The sequence below is a fragment of the Francisella persica ATCC VR-331 genome (assembly GCF_001653955.1).
Taxonomy (GTDB): domain Bacteria; phylum Pseudomonadota; class Gammaproteobacteria; order Francisellales; family Francisellaceae; genus Francisella; species Francisella persica.
The window spans coordinates 22,126-34,712 of the sequence record NZ_CP013022.1 but is presented as its reverse complement, the minus strand read 5'-3'; the positions used below and the strand labels follow the sequence as shown (position 1 = coordinate 34,712).

Sequence of the window (12,587 nt, the reverse complement as noted above, 5' to 3'; positions counted from 1 at the left end):
CTAAACTTGCTAACAAATCTTTTTAACTAATATCTACAAACATAAATTTTATATAACCAAATTTTACTTTCAATATGATAGAATTTTCAAGTATATATAATAATATTTAAACTAGCTATTATGAAACATATTCAGATAAATCCTTCTATACTCTCTGCAGATCTTGCTAGGTTAGGCAATGATGTTAAAGCAGTTTTAGCAGCTGGCGCTAATAACATTCATTTTGATGTTATGGACAACCACTATGTACCTAATTTGACATTTGGACCTATGGTACTTAAAGCTCTAAGGAACTTTGGTATAACTGCTGGTATGGATGTTCACCTCATGGTTAAACCAGTAGATACTTTGATTGAGGATTTTGCTAAAGCTGGAGCAACTAGTATAGTTTTTCATCCTGAAGCAAGTGAGCATGTTGATAGAAGCTTACAGCTAATTAAATCTTTTAGTATTCAAGCTGGACTTGCCTTAAATCCTGCTACTGGAATAGATTGCTTGAAGTATGTTGAGAAAAATATTAATAGAGTATTGATAATGTCAGTAAACCCTGGTTTTGGGGGACAAAAATTTATTCCGGCTATGCTTGATAAAGCTAAAGAAGTCTCGCAATGGATTAAATCTACAGCTAGAGATATTTTGCTAGAGATAGATGGTGGGGTGAATCCTCAAAATATAGCTGAAATAGCAGCATGTGGGGTAAATGCCTTTGTTGTCGGTTCAGCTATTTTTAATTCTCATAGCTATAAGCAAGCTATTGATAAGATGAGAGATGAGCTTAATAAAATTTAATTTAGCGATCATCATCAAAACAATAGCGCTAGTGATATCTGTAATACTTGTATTACTGAGTTACTCTATACCTTTACATCTATTAAATTATAATGCTAGTAATTTTAATAGTTTTGACTTCATGGCGGTTTTTATAGCAGTAACATCTTTATTAATTTTTCTTATTTCTGAATATACTAATGGTGAAAAAGTATCTAAATCAAGAAATGTCCTAAAAAATTTATTATGTGGATTAGCTATTGCAATTTTCATAACATCGCTAGCACTCTTTCTAAGGAGGTTCTCATTTCCGCGTAGCTTAATCATTTTGGGCTTTTTACTGCAACTGTTAATGTTATCTGTATCACGAAATATTTTTAGGTGGTTGATAAGAAATACTATCTATAGCAAAATCCTAATTATTGGTTTAGATCAAGAACAAGAGTGGCTTTGTGCGAAGGCAGAGACTACCAAGCTACCTAGAGAAATAATTGCTGGATATTTAAGTAAAGATATCGATGGTTTTAGCCTAGCTGATGTGGCATATAGTTATAGAAAAGCATTTATCTCAGATAAGGCATTGAAGCTATTAGATGATAATGACTTATCAATTCTAAGCAAATATAACCTTGAAGTAGTTCTCATCCCAAGAAAGTATGAAATATCAATTTGGGGTGCAATCCTAGTTCCTCTTGGTGATAGCTTAGCTATGAGTGTAAAAAAAACAAAAATTATTAAAAGAATTTTTGATATCTTTTTTGGTTTAGTAGTTATTATCTTAACATTACCAATCATGTTACTAACAGCTGTGGCGATTTATTTAGAAGATAGAAGTTCACCATTTTTTATTCAAGAGAGGGTTACTAGAAATGGAAAAAGATTTAATCTAATAAAATTCTGGAGTATGAAAGTAAATGCTGAATCACAAACTGGTGCAGTTTGGGCTATTGGTAATGATACTAGAATTACAAAAGTTGGTAAAATAATTCGCCTGATATGGTTAGATGAGTTACCGCAGTTTTCAACGTTTTAAAAGGTGATATGTCTATAGTAGGACCAAGGCCAGAGCGCCAAGAGCTGATAAATAAGTTTAGTCAAGAAATTCCTGAGTTTTCTTACAGAAAAAAGTTAAGGTGGGAATCATTGGTTATGCGCAAGTTTTGACAAGTTATGCAATTCTACCAGAGAATAAGTTAAAACTTGATCTTGTCTATATCAGAAGATGGAGTTTTGTATTTAATTTACTTATTGTTATAGAAAGTGTGAGAGTTATTACTATGAAAATTTTGCAACTGTTTATAAAAACTAAACAACAATCTCAATCAAATTTTGTAGAAAGAAAAGATAAAAACTATATAGAGTGTATATTATGAATAAAAAAATATTGGTAACAGGTGGTACAGGCTATATAGGTAGTCATGCAGTGGTAGAACTTCTTGATAGAGATTATCAAGTTGTGGTAGTTGATAATCTTTCAAATAGTAAACCATCTGTAGTAGATAGAGTTAAAAGAATCACAAATAAATATTTTGATTTTTACCAGCTAGATCTTTTAGATAAAGCTAAGCTAGCAAAAGTTTTTCAAGAACATGATATCTATGCAGTGATTCACTTTGCTGGCTTTAAATCTGTAGGTGAGAGTGTTGAGAAGCCACTAGAATACTACCATAATAATATCCAAGGCACGTTAAATTTACTTGAGCTAATGCAAGAGTATAAAGTTTATAACTTGGTCTTTAGTTCATCAGCAACTGTATATGGAATGAATAATCAACCACCGTTTACAGAGGATATGCCTCTAAGTACAACTAACCCTTATGGTGCAACTAAGCTAATGTTAGAAGATATTTTGCGAGACTTGCAAAATGCTAATAATAACTTCAATATCACTTGTCTTAGATATTTCAATCCTGTAGGAGCTCATAGCAGTGGTATGATAGGTGAGGATCCACAAGGTATACCTAATAATCTCATGCCTTATGTAGCGCAAGTAGGTGCTGGCAAGTTAGCTAAACTGAGTATCTTTGGTGGTGATTATGAGACTAGAGATGGTACTGGAGTGAGAGACTATATACATGTGGTAGACTTATCAATAGGGCACATATTAGCATTAGAAAAATTATCGCGAGATAACCCTGCTTGGCGAGCTTATAATCTTGGTTCTGGAAATAGTTACTCCGTATTAGAGATTATCAAAACTTATGAAAAAGCCCTAGGCAAAGAGGTTCCATATCAGATAGTAGCTAGAAGAGCTGGTGATATTGCAGCTAGTTTTGCAGATGTTGCTAAAGCTAAAAGAGAATTAGGCTTTGAGACACAAAAGACTATAGATGATATTTGTTATGATATGCTTAGGTGGCAAAACTATGCAAAAGAGAATAATATTTAATGTCAAAAAAAATTCTGATTGTTACAAGCGTTGTTAAAACACATATTATGCAATTTCACATACCAACTTTTCAAATGCTTAAATATATTGGTTATGAAGTTCATGTGTGTGCTAAAAATGATTATGAAGAAATATTTCAGTGCCAGATACCTTTTTGTTATAAATACATAAAATATAAGTTAATAGGTCACCATTATCTCTTAAAAATTTCAAAGCGTATAGACACTTAAAAGAGCTTATAATCAAAGAAAAATATAATGTTGTGCATTGTCATACACCAGTTCCAAGTGTTTTGAAAAGACTAGCAATAAAAAATATTAAGCAAAAATATAAACTAATATATACAGCTCATGGTTTTCATTTTTATAAGTGAGCATCACTTAAAAGTTGGTTAATTTTCTATCCAATAGAAAAATATCTATCAAAATATATATTTATTAACTATTAATCAAGAAGATTATAATATAGCTAAAGATAAATTTAGAGCAAAAAATACTAAGTTGGTAAACGGTGTTGGAACTAACCTTGGTAAGTTTAAACCATTATCAGCTTATGAAAAAACTATAACTTAGAGCCAAACTGGGTTTTCAAGCAAATGATTTTATAATCATATATGTTGCTAAACTAGTCAAGAACAAAAGACAAGAGGATTTAATAAAAGCAGTACAACAAATTAAAAATAAAAAACTAAAATTATTATTAATTGGTCAAGGCAAAGAATATTACAATTATATTAAATTTATCAAAGATGATAATTTAGATAAAAGAGTAAGATTGCTAGGATATCAAAATAATATAAACGAATGGTTAAATATTACAGATTTGTATGTTTTATCATCTCAGAGAGAAGGATTGCCTCTAAATATACTTGAAGCTTTGGCTGTGGGATTACCTGTCTTCGCTTCAGATTGTAGTGGTAATAGAGACTTAGTTGCAGAAGAGTATTTGTTTGAGGTTGGAGATGTTGATAGGCTTAAAGACCTAATAGTTTAAGAGGTAAACACTATTCAAAAGTATACAACTAAAATCAATATACAAGACTACAGACTAGATAAAGTGTATTAGAGAGTTAAGAAAGTTTTATGACTCTTAATTTGAAACTAATTGTAAGGATTTAAAAAATATTTCTTAAATACTGGATGGTTATTTATTGGGAATGTATGAAGAATGCTAGCATCTCTACTAGTATGGATATGGGTTGCTAGATACATAGGGCCAAAAGAATTTGGTGTTTTAAATTATGCTAGCAGTTTTGTGGCACTTTTTAGTGTGCTTACAATTCTATGACTATATAGTTTAGTTGTCAGAGAATTAGTAAAAGATTCAAATAAATCAAATACTATTCTGGGAAGCATTTTGGGTTTGAAGTTGCTTGGGTTTTTTGTATTTTGGAGATTCTATTATGGACTCTTTATCTTTCAGATGAGAGTTTTTATACAAAAAGTATAATTTTAGTAGTAGCTATTTATACTATGATGCAGAGTTTAATATCATAGATTTTTATTTTCAGAGTCAAGTAAAAAGTAAATTTGTAGCGCTAGCGAATTTAATATCTTTATATCATCAACTACAAAAATAATATTTATACTATTATAGAGAGCTAAGTTAATCTATTTTGCTGTAGTTGCCGTTTTATATAGCTTTACTTTATCACCAGGATTGATATATTTTTATCAATCTAAAAAGTTTGGCAATATCAGAAAATGGCGCTTTAAGTTTGCTGTTGCAAAATAATTATTAAGATAATAGCTGGTCTTTGATCTTTAAGTGGTTTGGCAGTATCTATATATATGAATATATATCAGGTTATGATAAATCATATGCTTGGAGCAGGGGAGGTTTGACAGTTTGCTGCAGCTGTGAAGATAATTACAGTTTGGTATTTCGTGCCAGCAATTATATCATCATCTCTTTTTCCTACTATTATCAATGTAAATTTGATGGTATGGATGGCTATAGCTATTGAATTACTATGACATTTTTAAGTAATTGGGAGGTTAGTTTGTTATATGGGCAACATATAATCAAGCAGGTAGTGTGATTATGATTCATATTTGGGCTGTGGTGTTTGTATCACTTTGGGTTGCTAGTAGTAGATGGCTTTTAACTGAGAATTTGTAAATATTTTATGTGATAAATACTTTTGGGAGTGTTATTAATATTTTGCTTAACTATTATTTATGACATATGGAATTCAAGGAGCTGCACTAGCCACTTCTAATATCATACTTTATAGCTGCATATTTTAGTCTTGGTTTTGGGCAAAAGACTATAAAGAACTTTTTTAGTTTATTAAAAAGTTTTTTGATTTTAAGGATATTAAATGTTTTTTAAAAAGTTATTAAAACTGTATTACCTAAGGCAGTAAAAGATAAATTAAGGTATTTTAAAAATACTTATTTAGATGAATATGCTACCAAATCTTATTTTCAAGATGGTTGATTTGACTTTAAATAGGATTTTTGAATACCAACAAGAAGGCTTTTTTTATATAGATGTTGGGGCTCATTATCCTAAGAGGTTTTCTAATACCTATTTTTTTATAAAAAAGATTGTATAGGGATAAACATAGATGCAATGCATAGTAGTATGAAATTATTTAATAAAATTCGCCCAAGTGATATAAATATAGAAAAACCAATTTCGTATAAAATACAGACTATAACTTATTATGCTTTAAATGAACTGGCATTAAATGTTTTTTCAAGATATATATCAGAAGAAAGAGATGGTCAAGGTAATTATTTTATAAAATTTACAAAAGACATTCAAACATTAACCTTGGCAGAAGTTTTTAATAACAATTTATCTGAACATCAAAAAATAGATTTTTTGTCTATTGATGTTGAAGGTTTGGATTTTATTGTGATTAAATCTCATGATTTTTAAAAATGTAGACCAAAAGTTATATTGATTGAGATTCTAAAAAGTAATCTAACAAATATTTTTGATAATGATATATTAAAGTTTTTGTATGTTAAGGATTATTTAGTATATGCAAAATCAGTAAATACAGTATTTTAAATATGTAAAAATTTTATAAAGAAAGGTACACATGAAAATAACAATAGTAAGCTTAGGTTATGTAGGTTTAAGCAATAGTATTTTATTGGCGCAAAATAATGAGGTTTGCTTTTGTAGATATAGATGATATTAGAGTTAATTTACTTAGCAAAATATCGCCAATTAAGGATGAACTTATACAAAAGTTTTCGTCGGAAAAACAACTAAACTATATTTTACAACTATTGACAAGTACATAGTCTATGAAAATGCTGAGTATATTGCTAATGTCTATCCGGCAGATTATGATTATACTATAGGTACTTTTGATGTTTCCATTCTAAAAGCTATTATCAAAGATTGCTTAAAAATATCCCCAAGTTCAACGATTGTTATTAAAATCAACAGTTCACCTAAGCTTTACAAAATCTTTAAAGCAGGTGTTGTGGGTGGATAATATTATATTTTCACCAGAGTTTCTAAGATAAGGAAAGGCATTATACGATAATCTCTATCCTAGTAGAATTATTATCAGAGAAAAATCAGAGGTTGTCAGAGGTTTTGCAAACTTGTTAAAAAATGGCACAATGGACTCTACAGAAGCAGAAGCTGTGAAGCTTTTTGCTAATACTTACTTAGCAACGCGAGCGGCATATTTAAATGAGCTTGACACCTATACCGAATTACGTAATTTAAATACTCAAGATATTATCAAAGGTGTATGTCTAGATCCTAGAATAGGAGATTATTATAATAATCCTAGTTTTGGCTATGGAGGTTGTTTACCTAAAGGTACTAAGCAGTTTAAAGCAAATTATTTAAACATTCCCAATAATTTGATTAGTGCAATTGTACAGTCTAATCAAACATGCAAAGATTTTATTACACACCAGATATAGGTAGAAAGCCAAATATGCAGTATTTGATATTATTGAAAAGTTAGTTAAATCTAATGTTAAAGTGATAGTGTATGAGCCAATATTAAAAACTGTTGATAATAATTTTGTTAAAGTATATTAGTTTACAGACTTTTAAAAGTCTTTGTGATTTAATTATCACTAATAAAAATCTACTTGATGTAGGATATAAAGTTCACACAAGAGATATATTTAAAAAAGATTAGCTCAAATAAGATGCATAAATTAGCACCTATAGTACTATTTGTATACAATCGTCCTTGGCGTACACAACAAACAATCAAAGCTTTTTTTTAAAAAAATAAGCTTGCTTATAGGTAGTGAGTTATTTATCATATTCTGATGCTCATAAAAATGAAAATGCTATAGAAAAGTACAAGAGGTGCAAAATTATATTAAAATTATCAATGGTTTTATAAAAGTAACTTTTAGAGCACTATTGTTGTCAATATGTTGATATATTTATTGCCAGATTTCATTTGGGAGGTGTTGGTAATAATCCTAAGTATCTCATTTAAAGAACAGTGGAAAATGAAATCAGAGACGCAACAGAAAGTATCATATAACTGGATACTGTTTAATTTATATAATATTTCTAGGGCTATGTTTTTATACGATATTTGGTGAGAGGTTACATTATGTTATTTTTCTAAAAATAACTTTGCATATTGTAAGTAGTAAAAGGCGATAAATGATTAAGCAATTTGTATCAAGAGTAATAAGAAACAAAATATTTTGTCAATTTTGGAAGAAATTCAATTTTTTGTCATATTTTGGAATGAATTTTGGTGTAGCTAGTGTATTACTAGCTATAGTAGAGAACTTTATTTTATCAAAAAAGTTAAAATATTAAATCCACAAGTAATTTTTAATGTAGGGGCAAATATTGTGGATTTGGTCTAAATATTTAATAAATGAATATAAAGATTTAGATTATAAGCTTTACATGTTTGAACCATTAAAATTAGCTTATAGTAAATTGACAAAAAAAATTTCAAATAAAGAAAATCATTTTTTATAAATTAGGTGTTAGGAGGTAAAAAAGAAAAAGTAAATATTTTCTATGATTATGAAACTCTAGGAAGTACTAGCATCTTGATGAAGGACAGTAAGTGTTCTGAAGAAATAAATGTAACGACTATCGATATTTTTGTTTAGAGAATAATATTAAGCAAATTGACTTTTATGGATGTTCATGGGCATGAGTATAATATTTTATTGGGAGCTAAAAAATTACTAGAAAATAAAGCTATTAGATGTATTCAGTTTGAGTTCTATGAGCCAAGTATTGAGAATTTTTAAAAAGACTATTGGGATTTATTAAGTGATGATTATGAGATATATATCAAAGTTTGTATAATGGTATAGTCAAGATTGAGAAAAATACTGCTATAAACTCGAAAACTTTAGATGTATTAATTATTTAGCTTATAAAAAAGTAGGGTTAGGTATATTAAATAAGAATAAAAAAACTTCCTATTCATAATAAGTATAATCGGCATAAATGGGTAAAATAAACTGCAATAGATTAAAGAGAACAGTACCTTACTTGATGCTGGGTGCGTGATCCAAAGATATAGAAATATTGTAGTCACCTGAAATATTATGGTCAAGATTTTGGAAAGTATGAGTCCAGTACTTCGAGTGAAGGGCTTCAGATTGAGTCTTGGGAATATGGAGAGTTATCGTATATATACTGGAAATATTTGGGATATTAATGAACATAATCACTTCGATGTTATTTTATGTACGTAAGTGTTGGAGCATATACCATATCCAGATAAAGCTATAACTAAGTTTTCTAGACTTTTAAAGATAGGGTAGATCTGTTTTTAACAGCTTCTTTTGCAAGCCTACCACATTTTCAGCCGTATTATTATTTAGGTTTTTCTAAGGAATGGTATTATTCATCTCTTAGAAAAGAATGGATTTGAAATAATTTCTAATAGAGATTTTTTTACATTTTTAGTCCAAGAAAATATTAGAGGATTAAAACTTACTAAGGATCACTTAATGAAAGATTTTTATAGTGCTGTACTAGTTCCAAAAGTTTTGATTGACTTTTCCCTTTCTAAAAAAATATCAATCATCAGCTTGTATTAGATATCATATACATGCTAAGAAAAGATAAAGTTATTATATGTCAATTGATTGGTGGTCTTGGCAACCAAATGTTCCAATATGTCTTTTACAAGTATTTATCTTTAGTAAAGAATATAGAGCTTGAGCTAGATTTATCAGGTTTTGGAACTCATATTATACATAATGGTTATGGGTTAAATAGTGTATTTGGTATTGAAGAGAATATAGCACCATTAACTAGAATTTTAAAATATAAGTCAAAGTCATCTTTATTTTTCAAAATAGAAAATAAATTTTTGCTAAACACATAACAGATCTTTATGTTGATGGGCATTTTCAAACATATATATTATATTAGTTATATTGAGCAAACTAAAGGTAGGCTTTTAATATCTAGTGTTGAAGAAAACTTGTTATAAGAAAATTGTGTAGCTATACATATTATGGAAGGAGATTATATATCGAATCCTAAAAATAAGTATCTCTTTGGAGAGATTTGCACAAGAAAATATTACCATGCTATTAGTTATATTAATAGTAGAGTCAAAAAACCAAAGTTTTTATTATTCACAAACGATTTTGCCTATGCAAAAGATTTATTAGATATTGAGGATTTCCAAATTGTAGATTGGAATATATAGAAACAAAGCTTTAGAGATATGCATTGAATGAGCCTGTGTAAACACAATATTATCGCTAATAGCTCATTTAGTTGGTGGGGAGCTTGGCTTAACAAAATAGTAAAAAAATTGTTATAGCTCCTTAGTAAGTAGGTTTAATTATACTAAAATTAAGCAAGATGATATATGGCCCTAAATCATGGATAAGAATATGAATAATGTAAAGATATCAGTGATTATGTCAGTATATAATGCTGAGAAATATATAGCTCAAGCTATTGAAAGTATTTTACAATAATCATTTAAAGACTTTGAGTTTATCATTGTAAATGATGGTTCAACTGATAATAGTTTGGCTATAATCAAAAAAAAATATGAGGAAACTGATAGTCGAATTAGGATTATATCTAGAGAGAATAGTGGTATTAATTTACTCTCTAAACGAAGCTTTTTTTTTTTTAGCAAATGGTGAGTATATAGCTAGGATGTACGTGGATGCTGATGATATTGCATATAAAGTTAGATTTGTGAAACAAATGGATTATATTACAAAGTATGGTTATGATGTTGTTGGAACTAATTTAGAACATATTAATAGTCATGGGAAAATAATAGATATAAGACTTTCCCAGAAAGCAATGGAAGTATTAGGAAGAATATATTATAAGTGTATAATCTCTCATCCATCTTGTAATGTATAAAAAAAGAAACCATTTTGAAATATAATTGTTATATGGATGGTAAAGCTAGTGAAGATTATGATCTTTGGCTTAGATTAATGAGAGATGTATCTATAAAATGCTACAACATTCAAGAAAATCTAATGTAGAATACATGTTGAGCATATTAAATGAGATAAGACTGCTTTTGCTGAGGTAGCAGGTTTTTTTTTGAGAGAGGCTTTATATATGAAATTACTTAAATCTTTGGTAGGGTATTTTGCTTATAAAAAGTATTAAAAAAATGAAAACCTACATCTTTGATCTTGATAACACACTTTATTCTTACAAAATGGTTTATTTGGTAGCCAAATGGCTAGAATGAGTGAGTATATTAAATTAAAACTAAATATCTCAGATACAGAGAAAGCAAATGCAATCCGTGATGAGCTATATTATGAGTTTGGTTCAACTATGCTTGGAATGATACGTTATCATAATTGAGCCTAAAGAGTTTCTAAACTATGTCAATGATATTGAGATTAGTCACTTTATGCCGAATAAAAAACTAAATAATTATATCAATGATTTAAGAAAAAATAATCGTACTTATATTTTTACTAATGCTTCTAATTTCCATGCTAATAGAGTACTTAATCAACTTGGTTTAGATAAAAGTTTTGATGGTATCTTAACAATACAAGATACAGCCTTAGTTTCTAAACCAAAGACCAAATATTTTGAAATAGGTAGAGATAAATTTGATATTAATTTTGAAAAAACTATCTTCTTTGAAGATTCATCACATAATTTAATATCAGCAAAGCATTTAGGTATGCAAACAGTATTAGTCCATGCAGATGATCATAAATCAGAGGCTAATTTTTATGACAATCAAGAGATAGATTATTATGTTGCAGATGTCGAGTCATTTTTTGAGGGTATATATAGCTACCAGGAAATAACCGTTACTTTTTTATCTAAACCGCAATTCATTTTTGATTTTATTTTCTCAAGGCTTTCTGATGTTTGTAGCCCTGATTTTGCATCAGAATATTGGATTACATGACTTGCATTGATTAGAGCAAACTTTATAGAATTTCCGATACTATTTCCTTTGTAAATATTTGCACAGAAAGTTGAGCTAAATGCATCACCGGCACCGAGTGTATTTATGACATTTTTAACACGTAGTGATTCACTATGGTATATTTTATATTTAGTTGCAGCACAGACACCATTAGCGCCATCTGTAACTACTATTATTCTTACACCTAGATCTAGACAGATTTTAAAGAAATCTTTAAGTCTAAAAGTGGAGTTTAAAAAATCACTTTTTTCTTCACTAAGAGGCGATTCAACAATATCTTTATCATCAGATGATAGTAGTGATAACATCAATTTTTGTGCTTCTTGGAAGTTTAGTACAAGAATATCAATACCGAACATTGAGTCTTTTATAAAACTTTCACCAACGCTTAGCTGACTAGAGCCAGGATTGATAGCAACTTTGGTGTTATTATCTGCTGCTAGTTTAACTATTTCGGGTAACCTTGCTGCAGATGATTTACTCAATGATGTGATATATATAAAATCACTTGCTATAATTGCTTGTGATGGTAAATCATCTTTTAGAATATCTTTGTTAGCGCCGCGATAAGCAAAAATTGTTCTATCACCACTTAGGGTAGGCACTACATATGAGGTGGCAGTACCATATTTACTAGAATAGCGAATGTTAGAGATATCTATACCATGATTTTTTAGTTCTTGAGTGATTTGTTCTCCTGCAATATCTTTACCAATCTTCCCAAAAAAGCTGACATCTATGCCTTGTTTTTTGAATGAAACAGCAGCATTAGTAGCCCCACCACCAGAAAAAGATTTTTGATCTGTCACTTCAATCTTAGCTCCTTCTTCAAGAAGCATAAAAGATTGGATGGTATCTTTCTTTTGCATACTCATGGTGAACATTTCTTCATACTCGATAATAGTATCAAGAGTTGCACCACCAATTGTTAGAGCTTTAAGATTTTTCATTTTAGTTAGTTTAATATAAATAATTATGTGATAGCATATCATCAATTCTCAAGAGCGTAAATTAATATTAGATGCATACAAATTTATACCCTAAAATAAACCTTTTTTA

Annotated in this window: 10 protein-coding genes and 4 pseudogenes; 13 read left to right on the top strand and 1 reads right to left on the bottom strand. The window is 29.1% G+C overall.

Annotated features, from left to right (window positions below; all coding sequences use genetic code 11):
• Positions 1 to 120 precede the first annotated feature (120 nt).
• From rpe to FSC845_RS00145, 13 genes and pseudogenes are all read left to right on the top strand, one after another.
• Complete coding sequence (gene rpe / locus FSC845_RS00200; RefSeq protein WP_064461267.1) at positions 121 to 789, top strand: ribulose-phosphate 3-epimerase; 669 nt, start codon at positions 121 to 123, stop codon at positions 787 to 789.
• Positions 770 to 2,141: pseudogene (locus FSC845_RS00195) on the top strand (exopolysaccharide biosynthesis polyprenyl glycosylphosphotransferase). Before rpe ends, FSC845_RS00195 begins: the two are co-directional and overlap by 20 nt.
• On the top strand, positions 2,138 to 3,157 hold the full coding sequence (galE, locus tag FSC845_RS00190) for a UDP-glucose 4-epimerase GalE (protein ID WP_064461266.1): 1,020 nt from the start codon (positions 2,138 to 2,140) through the stop codon (positions 3,155 to 3,157). The pseudogene FSC845_RS00195 and the gene galE overlap by 4 nt, the downstream one beginning before the upstream one ends.
• A 196-nt stretch (positions 3,158 to 3,353) precedes the next feature.
• A pseudogene (locus FSC845_RS09855) lies at positions 3,354 to 3,530 on the top strand (glycosyltransferase); the annotation flags it as partial.
• A 206-nt stretch (positions 3,531 to 3,736) separates the two neighbouring features.
• Positions 3,737 to 4,150: a glycosyltransferase gene (locus FSC845_RS06770; protein ID WP_082343467.1), complete on the top strand. Its 414-nt coding sequence runs from the start codon at positions 3,737 to 3,739 to the stop codon at positions 4,148 to 4,150.
• A gap of 1,596 nt (positions 4,151 to 5,746) precedes the next feature.
• Positions 5,747 to 6,046: an FkbM family methyltransferase gene (locus tag FSC845_RS08295; protein ID WP_211262105.1), complete on the top strand. Its 300-nt coding sequence runs from the start codon at positions 5,747 to 5,749 to the stop codon at positions 6,044 to 6,046.
• 233 nt (positions 6,047 to 6,279) lie between these two features.
• Positions 6,280 to 6,420: a hypothetical protein gene (locus FSC845_RS08385; RefSeq protein WP_227806601.1), complete on the top strand. Its 141-nt coding sequence runs from the start codon at positions 6,280 to 6,282 to the stop codon at positions 6,418 to 6,420.
• 327 nt (positions 6,421 to 6,747) lie between these two features.
• Complete coding sequence (locus FSC845_RS08380; protein WP_236940289.1) at positions 6,748 to 7,059, top strand: UDP-glucose 6-dehydrogenase family protein; 312 nt, start codon at positions 6,748 to 6,750, stop codon at positions 7,057 to 7,059.
• Between the two features lie 1,044 nt (positions 7,060 to 8,103).
• Entirely contained in the window at positions 8,104 to 8,235 is a 132-nt protein-coding gene (locus tag FSC845_RS09345; RefSeq protein WP_257719634.1) for a hypothetical protein, read from the top strand.
• 956 nt (positions 8,236 to 9,191) lie between these two features.
• Positions 9,192 to 9,470, top strand: a complete 279-nt coding sequence (locus FSC845_RS00160; protein WP_064461263.1) for an O-fucosyltransferase family protein — start codon at positions 9,192 to 9,194, stop codon at positions 9,468 to 9,470.
• A gap of 123 nt (positions 9,471 to 9,593) precedes the next feature.
• A pseudogene (locus FSC845_RS09850) lies at positions 9,594 to 9,917 on the top strand (alpha-1,2-fucosyltransferase).
• 236 nt (positions 9,918 to 10,153) lie between these two features.
• A complete protein-coding gene (locus tag FSC845_RS08375) occupies positions 10,154 to 10,480 on the top strand; it encodes a glycosyltransferase family protein (RefSeq protein WP_068594338.1) in 327 nt (108 codons plus the stop codon).
• 262 nt (positions 10,481 to 10,742) lie between these two features.
• Positions 10,743 to 11,387: pseudogene (locus FSC845_RS00145) on the top strand (pyrimidine 5'-nucleotidase); the annotation flags it as partial.
• Positions 11,388 to 11,389: 2 nt separating this feature from the next.
• Here the strand turns inward: FSC845_RS00145 and FSC845_RS00140 are convergent.
• Positions 11,390 to 12,478 carry a carbohydrate kinase family protein gene (locus FSC845_RS00140; protein ID WP_064461260.1) on the bottom strand — a complete coding sequence of 363 codons (1,089 nt, stop codon included), beginning with the start codon at positions 12,476 to 12,478 and terminating at the stop codon, positions 11,390 to 11,392.
• Positions 12,479 to 12,587: the final 109 nt, after the last annotated feature.

What these genes read in the sequence shown, in the direction of transcription:
- FSC845_RS08295 (WP_211262105.1), top strand. Translation starts at nt 5,747, where the DNA reads ATGAAATTATTTAATAAAATTCGCCCAAGTGATATAAATATAGAAAAA.
- galE (WP_064461266.1), top strand. Translation starts at nt 2,138, where the DNA reads ATGAATAAAAAAATATTGGTAACAGGTGGTACAGGCTATATAGGTAGT.
- FSC845_RS00140 (WP_064461260.1), bottom strand. Translation starts at nt 12,478, where the DNA reads ATGAAAAATCTTAAAGCTCTAACAATTGGTGGTGCAACTCTTGATACT.
- FSC845_RS00160 (WP_064461263.1), top strand. Translation starts at nt 9,192, where the DNA reads ATGCTAAGAAAAGATAAAGTTATTATATGTCAATTGATTGGTGGTCTT.
- FSC845_RS08380 (WP_236940289.1), top strand. Translation starts at nt 6,748, where the DNA reads ATGGACTCTACAGAAGCAGAAGCTGTGAAGCTTTTTGCTAATACTTAC.
- FSC845_RS08375 (WP_068594338.1), top strand. Translation starts at nt 10,154, where the DNA reads ATGAGGAAACTGATAGTCGAATTAGGATTATATCTAGAGAGAATAGTG.
- FSC845_RS08385 (WP_227806601.1), top strand. Translation starts at nt 6,280, where the DNA reads ATGAGGTTTGCTTTTGTAGATATAGATGATATTAGAGTTAATTTACTT.
- rpe (WP_064461267.1), top strand. Translation starts at nt 121, where the DNA reads ATGAAACATATTCAGATAAATCCTTCTATACTCTCTGCAGATCTTGCT.